The organism is Arthrobacter sp. TJ-240, from assembly GCF_058269195.1.
The window spans coordinates 497,245-515,028 of the sequence record NZ_JBZCNG010000002.1 but is presented as its reverse complement, the minus strand read 5'-3'; the positions used below and the strand labels follow the sequence as shown (position 1 = coordinate 515,028).

Below are 17,784 nucleotides of genomic sequence, written 5' to 3'. Positions count from 1 at the left end.
GGTGCAGCTCCTGATGGGTGTCGACGGGAGGGGGAGGGGCGTTCCGGTGTTCTTAACCTGCGAGTGAGAGGGTCCGAACGAGGTGCCGGGGTTTCAGTCCCTGCATGGTGGCTGGATCGAGCGCTGCACGGCGGAGCTTGCGGGTGTAGTCCTCAGCTGGTGTCGTGAGCACGGTTGACGTGTTGCCGGTTTCGACGACCTTGCCTCGCTGCATGACCATGATGGTGTCGCTGATTTCCTGCACGACTCCGAGGTTGTGGGTGATGAAGACATAGGTGATGCCCGTTTCTTCCTGGATGGATTTCAGCAGGCGGAGCACTTGTGCCTGAACGGACACATCAAGTGCGCTCGTTGCTTCGTCACACACCAGCAGCTCAGGCTTTGATGCCAATGCCCTGGCGATGCCGATGCGCTGTCGTTGCCCGCCGGAGAACTCGGAGGGGTGCTTGTCCAGGGACGCAATGGGCAAGCCGACCTGGTCGATGAGCTTCGCGGCGGCGGCGTGACGTTCCGCCTTCGATTTCATTCTCTGCAGTTTCAGTGGTTCGGCCACGATTTCCTGGGCGGTCATGTGCGGGTCGAGGGAACCGTAGGGGTCCTGGAAGACCATCTGGAATTTGGACCTGATTCCTCTGAGCTTCGATTCGGGAAGGGAGGCGATGTCGGTGCCATCGAGGTCGATGGTTCCGCTGGTCGGCGTGATCAGTCGCATGAGCGCCTTCGCTATGGTGGATTTTCCGCACCCTGATTCCCCGACAACGGCGATGGTCCTGCCCTTGTCGACGGAAAACGAGACATCGTCGACCGCTCGGAACGACCCGCCGGGAACCTGGTAATCCACGACGAGGTTCTCGACCGAGAGGAAGGGCTTATCCATGGGGGGCTCCGGTTTTGTCGGGATGGATGGTGCTACCGCTTGGTCGCGGCGACTGCGGGCCCGCTGACAGTGAGACTGTCTCGTCCCACGGGCCGAGGGTCGGGATGGCGGCGAGCAAGGACCGCGTGTAGTCGGTCGCGGGATGGTCGACGATCTGCTGCACTTCACCGGACTCCACGAAGGCCCCGTTTTTCATGACATGGATTCGATCGGAGATGAGGCGTGCCACGCCGAGGTCGTGGGTGATCATCAGGATGCCGATTCCGCGTTGCTCCTGCAGTTCCAGGAGAAGGTCGAGGATCCCCGCCTGCACGGTGACGTCGAGGGCGGAGGTGGGTTCATCGGCGATCAGGAGTTGAGGCTCGCTGGCAAGGGCGATGGCAATGAGTACGCGCTGCAGCATGCCGCCGGAGAGCTGATGGGGGTACTTCTTCAATTGCTTCTCGGGCGTGGGGATGTGCACCTGTTCCAGCAGGCGTACGGCCCGGGCCTTGAGGGCGTCCCTGTCTCGCGCGGATGCCGCGCCCGCGATGCGGATGGCCTCGATGAGCTGGGAGCCGATGGAGTGCACAGGGCTCAGCGCCGTCATCGGGTCCTGAGGGATCAGCGCCACGGTCCGCCCGCGAACTTTCTCGATGGCCTTTGGGCTCGCTGTGATGTCCACCCCATCAATCAGGACCGTGCCGGAGAGGACCGCGAGATCCTTCGGCAGGAGCCCGAGGACACCCATCGCCGTCGTCGACTTGCCGGAACCCGACTCGCCGATGATGGTCACCGTTTCGCCGCGGTGGATGCTGAAGCTTACGGAATCGACGGCCCGGACGATGCCGGCGTCGGTGATCAGCTCGACCTGGAAGTCCCGGACGTCGAGGAGTGCTTCTTCCTGGTGGGTGCTGCGGCTGCTCACACTGGTTTCGACCGCCATGTCAGATCCCCTTCTTCTTGCGTCGCGGGCGGTCACGCAGACCGTCACCGAGGAGGTTCACGCCCACCACCATGAGCACGATGACCAGACCGGGCATGGTCACCATCCACCATGAGGTGGTGATGTAATCCTGTCCGTCCGAGATGATGCGTCCCCACGTTGCGAAGGGGCGTTGGGGGCCGGCGCCGAGAAAGCTGAGTGCGCTTTCCAGGAGCACGGCCTGAGCGAGCAGCAGCAGGACGACCAGGGTGGCCTGCTTGATGACGTTGGGGATGATGTGCTGGATCAGGATCTGGATGCGGTGCAGGCCGAGGATCCGGGCGGCGGAGACGTAGGGCTTTTCGCGTTCCACCAACACCATGGATCGGGTAAGGCGTGCAACTTCCGGCCATTGCGCGATGGCGATGACGAAGGTGATGACGGGGATGGATGGCCCGAATAGTGCCACCACGAGGAGCAGCATCATGAGCAGGGGGAGGGACATCTGCGCCTCGAGGAGTCGGGAGACGATGGTGTCGATCCATCCGCCGAAGTAGCCGGCCGCTGATCCGAGGATAATACCGATGGCGCCGGAGACGAGGACCGCGAGGATACCGATGGTGAGGGAGACTTGCCCGCCGTGCAGGACGCGGGACAGCAGGTCGCGGCCCAGCTGGTCGGTCCCGAAGAGGTGCCCGTCTGTCAGCGGCGGTAGGCGCCTGGCGGAGAGGTCCTGGAAGTTCGCGTCGGGCAGGGGAAGCACCTGGGCCAGGAGGATTGGCACCATCACGAGCAGCGTGCAGATCACACCGACTACGACCTTCCACTTCGCGGCATTTCTGCGTCTGGTGGCACCGGCCCGTGCGATCAATTCCTGGGTGACGGCACTGGGGCTCGGCTCCCGGTCCGGCACGCCTCCTCCGGGGTGGGTTGTGGTGTCGCTGAGGCTCATGCTGCTGCCGCCTTTCCAAGACGAACGCGGGGATCGAGGAGCGGGTAGGCGAGGTCGATGACCAGTTGGACGGCCACGGCCAGCAGGGCGGTGAGGAGCACCGTCGCCTGGATGAGTGGGTAGTCACGGGTTTCCAGTGCGCGCACGATCAGGGAACCGACTCCGGGCCAGGCGAACACGACCTCGACGACGACGACGCCGTTGAGCATCGCTGCGAAGCGGGTGCCCAATGCCGTGAAGACGGGGATGGCCGAGTTGCTCATGGCGTAGCGCCACGTCAGTGCGGAGTTGCGGACTCCTCGGGAGCGGGCGACCGTCAGGTACGGGGCGGCGAAGTTCGCGGTCATTTCCCTGCGCACCATGCGCGAGATGAGCGCGATCTGCAAGATGGCGATGGTGATGGTGGGAAGGACCAGGCCACCCCAGGTGGCAAACCCCGAGGCAGGGAAGAGGGGGATGAGGACGGCGAAGCCCGTGAGGAGCATGATCCCTGTCCAGAAGTCCGGCATGGACTGCCCGGCGATGGTCAGGACGTTGACACCAAGCTCGCGCCCGGTGTCGGGTCGGCGTGACATCCACACGCCCAGTGGAATTGCGATGATCGCGGTGAGCAGGATCGCGGCTGTTGCCAGTGTGAGTGTGTAGGGCATGCGTTCGGCGACCACCTGCAGCGCGGGCGCCTGGAATGAGTACGACTGGCCGAGGTTGCCGGTGAACAGTTGCTGCAAGAAGATCCAGTACTGCTCGAGGACGGGCCGGTCCAGGCCGAACTGTTCCCGGACTGCGGTGAGCTGCTCCGTCGTCGCGAGAGGGCCGGCGTAGGACACCGCTGGGTCGCCGGGTGCCAGACGAATGAGGATGAAGACGGTGGAAATTGTCAGGAAGACGGTCAGGAGGCCCTGGCCGAGGCGTTTCAGGATGTAGGTCTTCATGGCTCAGGCCTCCAGCCGGGCAGCGGCGAGGGGATAGGAGTTCGTGGAGGCGAGATCGATGCCGGAGACACGGTTCCGATGTGCGAGGACGGATTTCGGAACGAAAGCCCACGCGCAGGGCCAGGTATCCCACACCGCCTGCTGGGCGGCGTCGAGCAGGTCCTGCCGGCGGAGCGGGTCTGCTTCTGTCGATGCGGCCTGGATGGCAGCTGTTACCTCGGGGATGACGTACCCCTGGTAGGTGTCGCGGGTCTGTTCCTTTTCAGATGTGCCCGCATACATGCCCTGCAGCATGGTGATGGCCAGACCGGTCGGGCTCGGATATCCGTTGCCGAGCAGGTCCCAGTCGCCCTCTTTGCCTTGGCGCCACGCGAGGATGTTGCCTCCCGGCTCAAACTGCTGGAGCTCGGTCCGGACACCAATGGCGCCGAACATCTCCACCAGTGCTTCCATGACCGAGGTGTCGCCGGCGAACTCGCCGGTCTCCCAGATGATCTTCAGGGACAGGTCGGTCGCTCCAAGGCTCTGCAACGTTGCCCTGGCCTTCTCCGGGTCGTACATGTAGTCGCCGGTCTTGAAATAGCCCGTCAGGCTCGACGGTGTGACGCCCTCGGCCTGAGTCACAGCGTTCACCAGTACGTCGCGAACCAGAGATTCCCCATCGATCGCCATGCTCAATGCCTGGCGTACTCGGGCGTCCGCCAGGGGGTGATTCGCCGGCTTACGGAAGTTGTAGAACATCTGGTTCAGGCGCAGGCTCGAGGCCTCCTGCAGCTGTATGCCCGGAAGCCCCGCCAGCTGCTCACGCGAATCCGGGGTGATGGAATCGATGACGTCGACCTCTCCACTTCGCAGAGCGATAACGCGGCTCGACTCCTCCGGGAGGAAGCGGACCTCGACGTTCTCGACCTCGGACTTCGGACCCCAGTAGTTCTCGTTCCGCTGCAGACTGTAGGTGCCGGCGCCTCGATTGAACTTGGTCACGACGAACGGGCCGGACCCCAACCCCTCCTGCAGCTCCTCGGGCTTGTTCTGCGCGGCAGGGGTAATCAGGATCATGCTCATCAGGGAATCAAGGATGGGGATGGGCTGCTCGGACTCCATGCGGAAAGTCCGTTCATCAACCGGGACGACCGTCGGGAACTCGGGGAAGAACCCGGCGACGAAGGATCCCTGCACCCGCTGGTACATGCTCAGTGCTGTCGAGACATCTTCCACCGTGACGGGGCTGCCATCCGAGTAGCGGACACCCTCGCGCAGCCGAACCGTCCACTGCGTCGGACCGGTCTGGTCGAATGATTCCGCAAGGACCAGCACGGGCTTCGTATCAGGTCCGATCGCAGTAAGCCCTTGCCGTACCGCGCGCTGCACTGTGACAGCAGCATCGAACTGGTTGAGCTTGTTGTCCAGACTCACCAGGGATCTGTTCAGTGCAAGCGTCAGCGTTTCACGTCCCGGCAGGCCGGTGGGTCCGGCGCAGGCACTAAGGCTCCCCGAACCAGCCAGCAGCCCGGCGATGGCGCCGAACTGCAGCAGATGGCGACGGGATAATTCCCTGTCGGCAGGAAGACCGGTCATCATTGACCTCTCGTTAGAGCGGAGAAGCGCCGTGCGGTCGAGGCGCCGTGTAACCTCCATCACTTTCCCACTGCTGCGCGTTTCGCGCAAGTGTCCTAGCGCAGAACGCGCAACCATGCCATGATGATGCCCACATCGCTTGTAAGCAGAGCGCACCTATCAGAGTTGAGGGGAGACTGGCGTGGCCCACATCGTGGTGCAGGCCGATGATCTGTCCGGTGCCGCCGAGACCGCCTTCGGCTTCGTCCAGCAGGGCCACCGGGTACGACTCGTCCTGGACGGCGCCGGATCTACCGCCACCACCGAAGACCTTGGACTTGCAGCGTTCGATGTCGACGTCGTCGTTCACGACTCCCACTCGCGGGGCCTCTCGGGGGAGGAGGCCCGGGAACGCGTTGCAGCTGTCTTCCGCAATATGCCCGTCGGTGGTGGAGTCCTGGCGTTCAAAAAGTTCGACTCCCTATGGCGCGGAAACATCCGGGCCGAGGTCGCTGCCATCACGCACGCGGGCCATCATGCTGTCGTCGCTGGTGCACTGCCGCACCTGGGCCGGAGCGTGGTCAACAGTCAGCCGCTCGTCGACGGTCAGCCGCTTGCTTCAACAGATCACTGGCAGGCCGAGATTGCGCAGCCACCGACCGACGTGCGGTCATTGCTCGACCCCGACGATCCTCGACAGGTGCATCAGCTCGGGTTGTCAGTCCTGCGGGAAGGCTCGGGCCCCGCACTGCTTTCTCAGCTTCTTAGTGGGCCTGGCCCAGCCGTCGTCGTCGTCGACAGTGAAACGGAAGAAGACCTGCACCTGATCGTGACGATGCTCGTGGACCTCGGCTTCACCGCCCATGGGCGACAGGTCGTACTTGCCGGCACAGGAGCAACCGCCGCCGCCCTCGCACAGAGTTGCGCACCTCCTTCCGCATACGACGCCAGGCAGCGCGGGGAGGAACTCGCTCAGCAACGCGATGAGGGCCGCAATGCCGGCCCGGTCCTCGCCGTCGTAGGCAGCGCCTCCGGGCCGGCACGCCAGCAGCTGCACCGGCTCGAGGACCGTGGCTTCCTGCTGATGCGGATCCGCACACAGGAACCAATAGATCTCGACGCCGCTTCCGTGGAGTTAGCGGCATGCCGCGCTGCCCTCGCCGCGGGCCGGGACGTGGCCGTCACGACGGCAGAAACACGGATCGATCCCACCCGCGCCCGGCACATCGTTGGAACCTTGGCACATTTCGCTGCCCAGGCAGCAGCAGGTCCGGTATCGCCGAATCTGCTCCTCACCGGGGGAGAAACGGCTCGGGAAGTCCTGGTAGCGCTCGGTCACCACACATTGACTCCGCTGGCCGCGACCCACCATGGTGCAGTCCTCAGCCAGGCAACCGACGGGACACTCGTCGGGACGAAACCCGGCAGTTTCGGTAATGAGTTCGCACTCGTCGAACTTCATGACCTGTTCACGCAACGAGACCCGAGCAGCGTTTCCCTCACCACCTCGAACCACCCCTCCCATGAACCCTTACCACCACACCTTGGAGCAACGATGACAACGACCACTGGCATGACAACAACGACAGAGGCCCTCCCCCTTGTGGCTGTCACCATGGGCGACGGCGCGGGAGTCGGACCGGAGGTAGTCGTAGCCGCCGTCCTGGATCCGCACAGCAACACCGAGTGCCGACCCGTCGTTATCGGTGACGCCATGCGTCTGCGGCAGGCTGCAGAGGTTCTAGGCATCACAGCATCGATCGTCCCGATTGACGCCGTCGACCAAGCGGTCTTCGAGCCGGGCCGGATCAACGTGATCGACCTCGGCTTGCTGCCCGAGGACCTCGCCTGGGGACAGCTCTCACCCGTAGCAGGTCATGCGGCATACGAATACATCCGCGTCGCCAGCGAACTGGCCATGAAAGGTGACGTGCAGGCTATCTGCACGGCACCTCTCAACAAGGAAGCGCTCCATGCAGCCGGGCACATCTACCCGGGCCACACCGAGCTCCTGGCACACCTGACGGCCACCGAAGAGGTGTCAATGATGCTCTCGACACCGAAGATCCGAGTCATTCACGTCACCACCCACATCGGTCTCGTTGATGCCATCCGCAAGATCAACCCCGACTTGGTCGAGCGCACCATCCGCCGAGGACACGAAGCCCTCGTCCGGGCAGGCATACCGGAACCGAAAATCGGTGTTTGTGCCATCAACCCGCACGCTGGTGAGAACGGCCTGTTCGGGCAAGGCGAGGAAGCAGAAAAGATCGCCCCCGGGGTGCAGGCGGCCGCAGCTGACGGCATCGACGCCACAGGCCCGTTACCGGCTGACACCCTGTTCTTCCTTGCCGGCCGCGGCGACTATGACCTGGTTGTGGCGATGTACCACGACCAGGGCCATGGACCAGTGAAAGTGCTCGGCATCGAAGCCGGCGTCAACATCACCGTCGGACTACCGGTCATCCGCACGTCCGTGGATCACGGAACGGCATTCGACATCGCAGGCAAAGCCATCGCCGACTCCCGCAGCATGGTGGAAGCCCTGCATCAAGCCTCAGAAATGGCCACACGACCGAGCGTCACTGTATAAAGCAACGACCTATGGCAGGGCCCGACAAGCCCCCGACCGGCAGCAAACTTCATGACGGACCCTGCCATAGAACTAGCATGGGGATCACGCTAAGAGGAAAGGAGACCTAATGCCCTCGGCAGGCACCAGGCGCGAGGAGATCTACCACCTTGCACTCACCACAGGTCTCGCGTCAGTCGAGGATCTCTCCGCCAAGTTCAACGTCACGGCCTCCACTATCCGACGGGACCTTGCACTCCTCAACGGTCAGGGGCGCCTTGCCCGCACTTATGGCGGAGCGATGGCGCTGGGCGCCCACCCGGAAGCATCCCTACGCCAGCGGACAGGTGAAGCATTCGAGCAGAAACACGCCATCGCGCGCCTGGCCGCCACTTTGGTAAGACCTGGCGAGAGCGTCATGCTGGACGCCGGGTCTACTGTTGGCGCACTGGCCCACGAGCTCCGGGCTTTCACCAACCTTTCCGTCACGACACCAAGCATCAACACGCTGCAGGAACTGGCCGACTCAGACGGGATCACACTCGACTGCCTCGGCGGTCGGATGAGAAGCCTGAGCCAGAGCTTTGTCGGCCCCCTCGCTGAAGCTTCTCTAGAGCGAATGAGCTTTGATCGTGTATTTTTTGGCGCGGACGGCGTCACCGCCGACGGCGGTTTGTGCGAAGCAGACCATGCCCAAACCAGGCTGAAGGAGCTCGCCGCGCAGCGCAGCGACCACACCTATGTACTTGCCCACTCAGCCAAACTCGGACAAAGGCCTTTCCACGCCTGGGCTCGCCTTCGCCTACCTTGGACACTCATCACAGATGACTATGCCGACCCCGCTGAACTCGACCGATTCACACAAGCGGGTGTCACCGTTGAGGTAGCCGGAACCTCAGAAGCCTGACAGCGGAATCGGCACCGCGCCTACGGCGAGGACCGCGGCGAAGCTGGCTGTTGCTGATACGGACTCGGCCAGATGTCACGGTCTTTGGACCAGCGAAGTTACCTCACAACGGCGCCGATAGAGATGCTCAGTTCGGCGCGTACCGGCCCTCGCCAACCCTTACAGGACGCACAACTGAACCGCCGATAACCATCGTTCTGTAAAGCCCTTTGCTGTCAGCATTGGCAAGACCCGCCTGACTTATCCAGTTTTTGAAGGACATCTGCCCGCATTTGAGGACAAGCTCTCAGCGGGTGAGCACAGATGCACAGAAGTACAGAGCTACCCTCGGCAAGCCTCGGGTAGAGAGATCAATGGCTGTGTGAGGAAGAGTCGTCGAATTCGTCGAAGCGGCGGCGCGCCTGCTCTATCAGTGGCATCTGCTTTGCTGCCCACTCGAGGATCGCTTCGACCGGCGGTCGGAGGGTCTTTCCCAACGCCGTGATGCTGTACTCCACCGCCGCCGGACGGGTGCTGAGAACGGCGCGTTCGATGATTCCGTTGCGCTCGAGCCGCCTGAGCGTGGCGGTAAGCGACTTCTGCGTGACCGCCGGGATGACGCGTCTCAGTTCGCTGAAACGCATCGGCCGTTCGCACAGCTCGTTCAGGACCAGGAGGGACCACTTGTCGAGTACCTGGTCGAGGAGCTCACGGTGGGGAGCGTCGATCTCGAAGCGGTCCGATGGTGGGCTGCTGGTTGTTCTCACGACACCCAGTTTCCTTGAAGTGACCACCTCCAGCAAGGTATCCCTGAGATACCAACAATTTTCCAGTCCAGACCAAGGAGCTTTCGATGACTGTTCGCCTTTCCTCGCCGGAGACCCTGATGCAGCCCGTCCCGTACCATCACGTCGCCGTCGGTACCGGGAGCCGCCACGTGCATGTGTCCGGCCAGATCGCCAGAACCGCTGATGGCACTCCGGTGGCCCCCGGTGACTTGACGGGCCAGGTGGCCCAGGCCCTGCGGAACACACACGCGGGCCTTATCAGTGCCGGTGCCGGGTTCGGTGATGTCGTTCGCCTCACCTTCTATGTGACCGGCTGGAGCCCCGACAGGATCGAGGCATTCATGGCGGGCGTCAACGCGGTAGCCGAGGACATCGGCCTGCCGCTGCCGATGCCACCAGCGTCGCTGATCGGCGTCGATTACCTGTTCGAACGGGACGTACTTGTCGAAGTCGAAGCGACAGCCGTTCTCGACTGACACTTGGTATACAACCATCCCGGGGACACGAGTGCGCCTTCCAAGCGACGCACACCTGCTCCGCCTGGCAACGCGCTGTGCAGCCGCGGAGGCTTAACCGCACAGCGTGTTGTCGGGTTCGGTGCCAAGATCGCGGGTGCGGCGCGCACCCGACACCCGAGTGGCTGCTGGATGTGCTGCAAACCCCTCCGGCTACGTGAACGGGTGGCGCCGGCATTGTTTCAGTCGGTGGACTGCTAGAGGACGTCAAGTCCCACTGCACGCGCTTAGCCCTCGTCCGATTGCAGCTGGAAAGGCGCTCAGCATTGATCCACCCCTAGCCTCACTTGGCAGGTCGTAGGCCTCGTTCGCGCATCTGTGCGGCGGATCTGATTGCGTCATCAACGAAGCGTTCCGTCAGTTCGGTGTAGCGGCGGACATCTGAGGGTGACCAGTCATCAAGCACTTCGGCGATCATCCGGTCTCCGAGGGCGTAGACGCCACGTGCGGCTTCCACTCCTGCTTCGGTCAGGCGGATCAGGTTGGCCCGGCGATCGGACTGGTCCGCTGCCCGCTGGACCAGCCCATCAGCTTCAAGGCGACCGACGATCTTGCTGACATATGACGCGCCGACGCCGAGCTCATCCGCAAGGGCGGTCGGTCGCATCGACCCCCAAGCCAGCAGAAGCCGAAGAGTCTGGTGGGAGGGCTGATCCAGCGACTCACCGCTCTTGGCGAGTATCTGTCCCTGTAGGGCAGGGGAGTCCCACAGCAGGATCAGCGCACTGAGATTGGCAAGGAGCCTCGACTGGTAGGGGAAGTCGCCGGCAACGAGGGGCCGGTGCCGCTCCTTCTCGCGATCCTGGTTGATCTCAGTCATTCCAGCACTCTAGCGCCATCGCTCTACAGCGAAACAATCCTGAAAGTATTGTCCTGCAGGACAGTACTTGGTACTGTCGTCCCCAGTTGGTCCGGCAGGCAGAGCGATGTACACGGATGCGTACATCCCCTGGTGAGGATGCTCGGGCTGTGCGGCACCGATTGTGCAGCCTTTCAACTGGTCAAGACCCTGACTGAACGCGGTGAGCGCGTGTGTCGCGTTCACCCTCGAAGAAAGAGAGACACAAGATGGCTGAGATCGCCCTTCCCAAAGCTGTTCACAAGTTCGTGGCAACTACCAACGCCCATGATGCCGAGGCACTTTTCAAGGTCTTCGCCCCTGGCGCGACTGTTGTTGACGACGGAACGACGTACGACACCGAGGCTGCACTCCGCGAGTGGATCAAGGTTCACCAAGTCGATCCCATGATCGTCATCACTCCGATCTCGTTCCAGGGAGACCGACTGGTGGGATTGGTCAATGGCGCGTTCCCGGGAGGACCCTTGACGTTCGCCTTCGACTTCACCGAGAAGAACGACGCCATCACCAACCTGGCGATCGGGCCGGCGTAGTCTGCGCAACGCCTGAAGCAGTTATTCCGCTCCAGTCAGAAGGGAGCGCCATAGGCACTGTGCGTGCCCCCAATCAGTTCGGTGTACATAGAGAAGTCTTGAATCGAGAGGATGAGAATCATGGCTGAGAAAGGCACAACGACCGAGGCAGAACCGGTGATCTCGAACATCGTGCTGGTGCATGGAGCGTTCGCTGACGGCACCGGCTGGCGGGGGGTGTATGACGACCTCACCGCACGCGGATATAGGGTATCGATCGTGCAGAATCCATTGACGTCGCTGGAGGATGACGTCGCGGCTACCCGCCGTGTGCTGGACCAGCAGGACGGTCCGTCGATCCTCGTCGGTCATTCCTGGGGAGGCACGGTCATCACCGAAGCCGGAGTGCATCCGAACGTCGCCGGCCTGGTCTACGTCTCGGCCCTGGTGCCGGATGTGGGGGAGACGACCGCACAGCAGTACGAAGGCTTCGCGAAGACTGCTGACTTCGTCATCGACGTCGGTGACGACGGGTACGGGTATATCAACCGGGACAAGTTCAAGGCTGGTTTCGCTCATGACACCAGCGACACTGACGCCGCTTTCCTCCGGGACTCGCAGGTACCGATCAACATGGCGGTCTTCGCAGCCCCGGTAATGAACGCGGCATGGCGGGACAAGCCCACCTGGGCCGTCATCGCGACCGAAGATCGCGCCTTCGATCAGGCCATGCTGCAGCGCATGGCCAGGCGCGCCAACGCGACGATCACCGAGGTCACCGCCAGCCATGCCGTCTTCCTCACCCAGCCTGCAGCGGTCGCGGACACCATCGACCAAGCCGCACGAGGTGCAGCCTGACCAACACTCAGGGGACGCATTTCATGCTGCACCCCCAACAACGGGTGCAGGAAGCTTCGCTCCTCCCCGGCCCCTACCTGGCGGAACGAACATCGGCACCAGGTCCTCCTCATCAGGTAGCAAAACGGACTGGGTCAAGAGCACGAGGGACTGAGGGTCGACGGCAGGCGCAAACGCCGGGCCCGGATCTGCAACTGACTGCTACCAGTGACGCCGTTGCTCGGGTTGTCCTCAAAAGGTGCGCCTAACCAGCGTCCACCGGAGACGCATGACATCGACCTCGAGCAAGGTGGCCGGAGCCTCCTCCTGCGCGACGCGACTGTCGAGACCGGCAACAGCGCTGTCCCAGCGGGGTCAGACGCCCGCACAACAATTCCGTGCTGCTCCAGCAGGTTCGGTCCCCATCCGGTTGGGTAGCGAAAATACCCGCTCCCGGTCACTGCAGTGAATAGAGACAGTCGGGCTTGTCCGTTGCCTCACGAGGAAGAGTCAGCGCCGGTCGCCCTAAGACGACCGCCAACAGTACCCACGAATTATAGGAAGTTTCAGGGGAGCCAAGGGCTCAAGAGGAGAAGACATGTCGGATGTGAATCGCGATCGACTGGATGGACGTCGAGCACTCGTTACGGGTGGGTCGAAAGGATCGGGCAAAGCGGTGGCTGAGAGGCTCCGCGAACTCGGTGCCGACGTTTTCGTGACAGCCAGATCAATGCCCGAGGGTTATGAAATCCCTGACCGCTTCATCGAGGCCGACACCTCGACTGTCGGCGGGACGGAAACAGTTGCGGCACGACTGAGTGAGGCCGGCGGAGTAGACATCCTCGTGCACGTCGTGGGAGGTGCATCGACACCTGCCGGCGGATTCGCGGTCATCACCGACGAGCAGTGGCTGGTCGAGCTGCAGCTCAATTTCCTCGGCGCCGTCCGGCTCGACCGGGCGCTCCTTCCGGCGATGATCCGCTCCGGTTCCGGCGTCGTCGTCCACTTCACCTCGATTCAGGACCAGATGCCGCAATACGAAGCATCACTGGCGTATGCGGCCTCGAAAGCGGCATTGCGTACCTACAGCAAAGGTCTCGCGAACGAAGTCGCACCGCTTGGCGTGAGGGTCAACGCGCTCAGCCCCGGCGGAATCGAGACCGAAGCGTACGAACGATTCGTCGATCGGATCGCTGAGGGAAGCGATATCAGCCGAGAGGAAGCTAAGCAGAGAATCTTCGACTCTCTCGGCGGCGTACCACTGGGCCGGTTCGCAACCCCCCAGGAAGTCGCCGACCTCACAGGCTTCCTGGTGTCCGATCGAGCATCATCGATCGTGGGCGCAGAATACGTGATCGACGGCGGGACCGTCCCCACCGTATAGCTCGAGAAGTGACACCAACGCGCCGCAAGCGCCCACCCCTGCAGGGACAGGACGCCATCACGGCCTTAACGGGTCAGCGCAGCAAGAAAGCGCCGTTCCTCCAGCGTCCTGTCGACTCGACCAGCCGAACTTCCAGACTCTCAGAATCCCGGACTCCGAGAGCCCGGAAGTGATAAGCAGCCATCAGTACAAGTCGACCTACCCGCATCTGGAATCACCCGATCCAGCAGCGCTCCCATCGCTGGCTCTGACTGACGTCAGATGACAGTGGCGTGCCCAAACTAGGGCAGTTTCATGCCCCAGCTCGAGCCGGCTCTTCCGCGAGATTATGCCGGACAGGCAGGCCGACGAACCTTGGGGGAGTAGGGTCCTCGACCGCCTGGCAAAGGACCTGAAGTCAGAGTTCCCCCACAAGCCACCCTGCCGTCACCGGCCGCCATCACCGCCGCGCTCGAGCACGAGCACGATCAAACGCCGCTGGCAGCTGAAGCTCTCAACCCTGCGGGGTAATTGCCATCAAGCGGTGTATGACTCATCAGGATATGGTTCTGGGCCTGCAAACGCCCCTCTTCGAGATGCCGCAGCATCGTCGATAACCCATCTTCTGCCAGATTGTGAAGCTCGTCGGTGAGGCTCGTCAAGCTCCTGAGCGCGACTAGGTGAGGAGAGATGTGTTGCCTAGGATCCGATTGTGGGCGTTGCACGGAGAGCGTTGACCTCCCTATCCACGCTGACTTGGGCATCGCTTCCGGAATCAAGGATCGTGTTTCGGCTCGATTCAGAATCGACCTTGACCGTCGTGACCGTCCGATTGTCTGAGGTCTCGGTTGTCAGCAGGGCGTCGACCTGTGCCTCGAAGCAGGAGTTACTGGACGTGGAGTGAACATCTAACGCCACTATGTGGTTGGTGGATATGAAATTGCCTACCCCTGCGACCAACCGGATGATGACGGGTGTTGCGCCCGTCGGGCGGATGTCCTGTGCGTCGATGACCTGTGAGAAGTGGTTGCCGATGACGGAGTTGTTGTTGCCGCTCACGCGGAGAAGCCCGTCAAGGTCGTCCAGTCCGTTATCGACACCCTGGAAGGGTATCCACGGCTCTTGATCACGCAGGAAGTGATTCGTCGCGACGAGATTCTCGGAGCTGTCCGCTGTAATGATCAGCATGCCGGGGTAGAACGAGTGCAGGCGGTTGTTGGTGACGCTCGAACGGATGACGCCTTCGAGGTGTACGCTGCTCGCGCCACGGGGGAAGACGTTGTTCGCGGTGATCAGGAGCCCGCCGTGGTTTTCGGCGTAGATGGAGTAACCCCAAGGGCCTGCTCCGATGAGGTTGTTGGTGATCTTGGATGCCTGTCCCCAGCCGCGTAGCTCGATGCAGCTTCCGCATTCGGCGATGAAGTTGTCGTGGATCGACAGTGCATCCGCGTTGTGGATGGTGAGCGCGTTTTCCAGGTAGACGAACCCCATGCCGGTGACGCGGAATGAGTCGTTAGCGCTGGCGACGTGGATACCGGTCTTGCCATTCACGTAAGTGTTCTCCGCCGGCCTCCCCGAATCGTCCGGGGCGAAGTGCAGCCCGTCGATGCAGAAGTTGGCGAACTCGACGGAACTGATACGCGGGCTCCCGCTCCGCTCTACATGGAACGCGGCGCCCTGGTATTCCGCCCGTTCGAAGTCGGCAGGGAGGTCGACGATGATTCGACTTCCTCCAGGCCACAGCTCGTGTAGGTCGGGCCATTCGGCTTCGGGAACGTTGAATCGGATACTCGACGATGTGAAGCCGTGACCCGAGCCTTCGATCCTGAGGAAGCTGATATCGATGACCACCTGCGTCCGGAGATGATAGTCCCCGGGTGGAAGGTAGATCACCGCTCCGGGCTTGCCGCCGTCGTTGACATCAGTGTCGGTCTGCCGGGTTTTTATGTCAGCGATGATGCTGTTGATTACTTGACCGATGTCCTCGAACGGATTGCCGACGGGCCACGCGGTCACGTCGTAGTTGTTGTTGCTCGACATGGCTTCTTTCCTTGTAATGGTTTCTCCGGTGTTCAAGGTGCTGGTGGTCAGACCGAGCGCCGCATAGCGGTGTAGGTACTCCGGGGTTCTTCTCCGAGTTCCTTCTCTAGTTCCTCTGATGTGGGTGGTTGGGCGCCTGCCCGGCGGACGGTGATGGCTGCTGCCGTCGATGCCACGTGCCCTAGTGACTCCAAGGCCGAAGGCCCCAGTCCGTGCGCGCTACGCCTGAGGAGACCGTAGATCAGGGCAGACATGTAGGCGTCACCAGCCCCGATAGTGTCGAGCACAGCAGACCTGACTGCGGGAACAACAACTTGAGCGTCCCGGGTAGTAAGGAGGGATCCCTCCGATCCTCTGGTGACGGCGACAAGGTTGGCTCCCAGGTCGAGGATCCGCTGGGGGATTCTGTCCAGGGCCAGCCGCGGATAGAGCCACCGTGCATCCTCGTCGCTGAGTTTGACCACTTCAGTGAATGGAACGAGTTCTTCGAAGATGGTTCTCGCTTCAGCCTGACTACCGAGCAGAGCCGGGCGGATGTTGGGGTCGTAGGTGACGACACAGTCCTGGTATGCCTGCCTCATCAGCTCGCGAATACTGGCCGCCCCTGGTGCAAGGAAAGTAGCTATCGAGCCGGTATGCAGCACCTTGGGAAAGGATGTCGGAGTGACCTGCGGGAGCTCCCACTGAATATCGAAGTCGTACTGTGCTGACCCGTCGTGCGCTAACACCGCTGTCGCGGTTGCAGTGCTACCGCTGTGCTTGGAACCGGGCACAAGGCGAACACCGGCGTTGCGAAGGTGCGTCTCGATGGTGGCTGCACGGTGGTCGTCTCCAATCGAGGTCAGCAGTGCGGTGTCGACTCCCAGCCGGGCAAGTCCGTAAGCGACGTTTGCAGGGGACCCTCCCGGGTGTTCCACAGTGCCTTGGGGAGAAACGACGATATCCACGACAGCTTCACCGACGACGACGACATCAACGTTCGTTAGGCAGTGGTCGTCTATCCGCTGGCTTGCTGGCATTACGGGGCCCTTTCATGGGTTCACCCCGGCACCGGGGAAAAGAGTGTGAGCGAGATACCTGCTCGTGGCATCAAACAGGGCGCACGTTGGGTTTGCTCAACGTGAACCTCACGCTGAGGCTCACTCCAGGTGTCGTCAATACGCGGCTTGCTGGACCTATGACGCAAGCACCCTCCCGTCAGGAAGCGTCGACGTAGCGTCGTTCCCCCACGGGTGGGTGGTGGGCACCGATCAGAGTGAGCTTTCCGTCAATCCAGGCAACGGGCTGCGGGTCGGTGATCCTGCCGACGAAGGCCCCCGTGTCATCAGCGTTCTCGAAGGCGAGCATCTGCCATTGGCCGGTACGGTCCTGGATGAGGCGTCCCACGTAGAGGGACTGGTCAGCTACGAGGTAGGCCTCCGAGATGTCGAAGGGACCGAGGGCGTTCGGCGTGTTCACGGCCCAGATTCCTCCACGGTCATGGCGTGTTTGTCGTTCAGTGGACAGCTCGGAGCCGAGGCATGAGAACAGGAGCACTGTTCGGCCGTCGACGGTCTCGGTTTGGAGGACCTCGAGTTGCCCGAACCCTTCACCGGGCCGGCTCAGGGGTGGAAGGATCCGCCACCGCGCGAGGTCGGTGGAGAAGGCGTGCCCGACGACGCCTCGTTGGTCCGGTTCGCCCGTCGCCGATCGAGCGGTGATCAGCATGTTCCACCCGGTGCCGTCAGCGCTGCGGGTGACCCACGGGTCACGCCATGCTTCATCAGGCCAGGCGCCGTGGAACAGCTTCTCGTAGTGCGTGCTGTCAGCTTCGAGGACCAGATCCGTGCGGGTCCAGGTGAAGAGGTCGTGTGAGGTGGCGCTGCCGATGCGCTGGACGAGACCTTTGCCCTCCCGGTTCACTCCCGTGTAGAACATGTGCCACAGTCCGGCGTCGTCGCGAATCACGGAGCCGGTCCAGGTGGCCAGGTCATCGAAAGCGGGCCCGTCGGCGGGCACGAGAGCGTCAGCGTGTTCCTCCCAGGTGCGCAGGTCCGTGGACGTTGCGTGGCCCACGGTCGCGCGCCAGTGGCGGCGGTCGGGATCCTGCAAGGCACGTGATGCTTTGAGGAAGAAGAGGTGGTACCGGTCGCCGTCGTCGGCGAACCAAAAGTCCCACACCCAGGAGGAGCGCAGTTCAAACATCAAGAG

The 17,784-nt window shown here is 62.5% G+C and carries 17 protein-coding genes; 6 read left to right on the top strand and 11 right to left on the bottom strand.

The genetic code is table 11. The annotated features are described in order from the left end of the window. Positions 1 to 52: 52 nt before the first annotated feature. From AC4D2C_RS07120 to AC4D2C_RS07100, 5 genes are read right to left on the bottom strand one after another with little or no spacing between them, the layout of a single operon-like run. On the bottom strand, positions 53 to 877 hold the full coding sequence (locus tag AC4D2C_RS07120) for an ATP-binding cassette domain-containing protein (RefSeq protein ID WP_490913714.1): 825 nt from the start codon (positions 875 to 877) through the stop codon (positions 53 to 55). After that, positions 870 to 1,802 (bottom strand): ABC transporter ATP-binding protein, encoded by a 933-nt coding sequence (locus tag AC4D2C_RS07115; protein WP_490913712.1) that lies wholly within the window; start codon positions 1,800 to 1,802, stop codon positions 870 to 872. The genes AC4D2C_RS07120 and AC4D2C_RS07115 overlap by 8 nt, the downstream gene beginning before the upstream one ends. A 1-nt stretch (position 1,803) precedes the next feature. After that, entirely contained in the window at positions 1,804 to 2,733 is a 930-nt protein-coding gene (locus AC4D2C_RS07110; RefSeq protein WP_490913710.1) for an ABC transporter permease, read from the bottom strand. Then, on the bottom strand, positions 2,730 to 3,665 hold the full coding sequence (locus AC4D2C_RS07105; protein ID WP_490913708.1) for an ABC transporter permease: 936 nt from the start codon (positions 3,663 to 3,665) through the stop codon (positions 2,730 to 2,732). Before AC4D2C_RS07105 ends, AC4D2C_RS07110 begins: the two co-directional genes overlap by 4 nt. Positions 3,666 to 3,668: 3 nt before the next feature. Continuing rightward, positions 3,669 to 5,243 carry an ABC transporter substrate-binding protein gene (locus tag AC4D2C_RS07100; RefSeq protein WP_490913707.1) on the bottom strand — a complete coding sequence of 525 codons (1,575 nt, stop codon included), beginning with the start codon at positions 5,241 to 5,243 and terminating at the stop codon, positions 3,669 to 3,671. A gap of 181 nt (positions 5,244 to 5,424) precedes the next feature. On the opposite strand from AC4D2C_RS07100, the gene pdxA reads away from it, so the two are divergent. Beyond that, entirely contained in the window at positions 5,425 to 7,815 is a 2,391-nt protein-coding gene (gene pdxA, locus AC4D2C_RS07095; protein ID WP_490913705.1) for a 4-hydroxythreonine-4-phosphate dehydrogenase PdxA, read from the top strand. Between the two features lie 109 nt (positions 7,816 to 7,924). After that, positions 7,925 to 8,701 carry a DeoR/GlpR family DNA-binding transcription regulator gene (locus AC4D2C_RS07090; RefSeq protein WP_490913703.1) on the top strand — a complete coding sequence of 259 codons (777 nt, stop codon included), beginning with the start codon at positions 7,925 to 7,927 and terminating at the stop codon, positions 8,699 to 8,701. Positions 8,702 to 9,051: 350 nt separating this feature from the next. Here the strand turns inward: AC4D2C_RS07090 and AC4D2C_RS07085 are convergent, their stop codons facing one another. Next, entirely contained in the window at positions 9,052 to 9,447 is a 396-nt protein-coding gene (locus tag AC4D2C_RS07085; protein WP_490913701.1) for a winged helix-turn-helix transcriptional regulator, read from the bottom strand. An 86-nt stretch (positions 9,448 to 9,533) separates the two neighbouring features. Between AC4D2C_RS07085 and AC4D2C_RS07080 the strand changes: the two genes are divergently transcribed. Beyond that, a complete protein-coding gene (locus AC4D2C_RS07080; RefSeq protein ID WP_490913699.1) occupies positions 9,534 to 9,944 on the top strand; it encodes a RidA family protein in 411 nt (136 codons plus the stop codon). A 322-nt stretch (positions 9,945 to 10,266) separates the two neighbouring features. Here AC4D2C_RS07080 and AC4D2C_RS07075 read toward each other — a convergent pair whose 3' ends face one another. Next, entirely contained in the window at positions 10,267 to 10,803 is a 537-nt protein-coding gene (locus AC4D2C_RS07075; protein ID WP_490913698.1) for a MarR family winged helix-turn-helix transcriptional regulator, read from the bottom strand. 248 nt (positions 10,804 to 11,051) lie between these two features. On the opposite strand from AC4D2C_RS07075, the gene AC4D2C_RS07070 reads away from it, so the two are divergent. The 3 genes from AC4D2C_RS07070 (at position 11,052) to AC4D2C_RS07060 (ending at position 13,575) form a co-directional block, all read left to right on the top strand. Next, positions 11,052 to 11,375, top strand: a complete 324-nt coding sequence (locus AC4D2C_RS07070; RefSeq protein ID WP_490913696.1) for an RING finger protein — start codon at positions 11,052 to 11,054, stop codon at positions 11,373 to 11,375. 120 nt (positions 11,376 to 11,495) lie between these two features. Then, positions 11,496 to 12,212: an alpha/beta fold hydrolase gene (locus tag AC4D2C_RS07065; protein WP_490913694.1), complete on the top strand. Its 717-nt coding sequence runs from the start codon at positions 11,496 to 11,498 to the stop codon at positions 12,210 to 12,212. Between the two features lie 577 nt (positions 12,213 to 12,789). After that, positions 12,790 to 13,575, top strand: a complete 786-nt coding sequence (locus AC4D2C_RS07060; protein WP_490913693.1) for an SDR family oxidoreductase — start codon at positions 12,790 to 12,792, stop codon at positions 13,573 to 13,575. A 467-nt stretch (positions 13,576 to 14,042) separates the two neighbouring features. Here AC4D2C_RS07060 and AC4D2C_RS07055 read toward each other — a convergent pair whose 3' ends face one another. The 4 genes from AC4D2C_RS07055 to AC4D2C_RS07040 form a co-directional block, all read right to left on the bottom strand. Then, positions 14,043 to 14,216 (bottom strand): hypothetical protein, encoded by a 174-nt coding sequence (locus AC4D2C_RS07055; protein ID WP_490913692.1) that lies wholly within the window; start codon positions 14,214 to 14,216, stop codon positions 14,043 to 14,045. 37 nt (positions 14,217 to 14,253) lie between these two features. Further along, positions 14,254 to 15,594, bottom strand: coding sequence for a NosD domain-containing protein (locus AC4D2C_RS07050; RefSeq protein WP_490913691.1), 1,341 nt, complete (start codon positions 15,592 to 15,594; stop codon positions 14,254 to 14,256). Between the two features lie 47 nt (positions 15,595 to 15,641). Beyond that, positions 15,642 to 16,613 carry a carbohydrate kinase family protein gene (locus AC4D2C_RS07045; protein WP_490913690.1) on the bottom strand — a complete coding sequence of 324 codons (972 nt, stop codon included), beginning with the start codon at positions 16,611 to 16,613 and terminating at the stop codon, positions 15,642 to 15,644. 178 nt (positions 16,614 to 16,791) lie between these two features. Continuing rightward, entirely contained in the window at positions 16,792 to 17,778 is a 987-nt protein-coding gene (locus tag AC4D2C_RS07040; RefSeq protein WP_490913689.1) for a glycosyl hydrolase family 32, read from the bottom strand. Positions 17,779 to 17,784: the final 6 nt, after the last annotated feature.

What these genes read in the sequence shown, in the direction of transcription:
- AC4D2C_RS07120 (WP_490913714.1), bottom strand. Translation starts at nt 877, where the DNA reads ATGGATAAGCCCTTCCTCTCGGTCGAGAACCTCGTCGTGGATTACCAG.
- AC4D2C_RS07115 (WP_490913712.1), bottom strand. Translation starts at nt 1,802, where the DNA reads ATGGCGGTCGAAACCAGTGTGAGCAGCCGCAGCACCCACCAGGAAGAA.
- AC4D2C_RS07110 (WP_490913710.1), bottom strand. Translation starts at nt 2,733, where the DNA reads ATGAGCCTCAGCGACACCACAACCCACCCCGGAGGAGGCGTGCCGGAC.
- AC4D2C_RS07105 (WP_490913708.1), bottom strand. Translation starts at nt 3,665, where the DNA reads ATGAAGACCTACATCCTGAAACGCCTCGGCCAGGGCCTCCTGACCGTC.
- AC4D2C_RS07100 (WP_490913707.1), bottom strand. Translation starts at nt 5,243, where the DNA reads ATGACCGGTCTTCCTGCCGACAGGGAATTATCCCGTCGCCATCTGCTG.
- AC4D2C_RS07090 (WP_490913703.1), top strand. Translation starts at nt 7,925, where the DNA reads ATGCCCTCGGCAGGCACCAGGCGCGAGGAGATCTACCACCTTGCACTC.
- AC4D2C_RS07080 (WP_490913699.1), top strand. Translation starts at nt 9,534, where the DNA reads ATGACTGTTCGCCTTTCCTCGCCGGAGACCCTGATGCAGCCCGTCCCG.
- AC4D2C_RS07075 (WP_490913698.1), bottom strand. Translation starts at nt 10,803, where the DNA reads ATGACTGAGATCAACCAGGATCGCGAGAAGGAGCGGCACCGGCCCCTC.
- AC4D2C_RS07070 (WP_490913696.1), top strand. Translation starts at nt 11,052, where the DNA reads ATGGCTGAGATCGCCCTTCCCAAAGCTGTTCACAAGTTCGTGGCAACT.
- AC4D2C_RS07065 (WP_490913694.1), top strand. Translation starts at nt 11,496, where the DNA reads ATGGCTGAGAAAGGCACAACGACCGAGGCAGAACCGGTGATCTCGAAC.
- AC4D2C_RS07060 (WP_490913693.1), top strand. Translation starts at nt 12,790, where the DNA reads ATGTCGGATGTGAATCGCGATCGACTGGATGGACGTCGAGCACTCGTT.
- AC4D2C_RS07050 (WP_490913691.1), bottom strand. Translation starts at nt 15,594, where the DNA reads ATGTCGAGCAACAACAACTACGACGTGACCGCGTGGCCCGTCGGCAAT.
- AC4D2C_RS07045 (WP_490913690.1), bottom strand. Translation starts at nt 16,613, where the DNA reads ATGCCAGCAAGCCAGCGGATAGACGACCACTGCCTAACGAACGTTGAT.
- AC4D2C_RS07040 (WP_490913689.1), bottom strand. Translation starts at nt 17,778, where the DNA reads ATGTTTGAACTGCGCTCCTCCTGGGTGTGGGACTTTTGGTTCGCCGAC.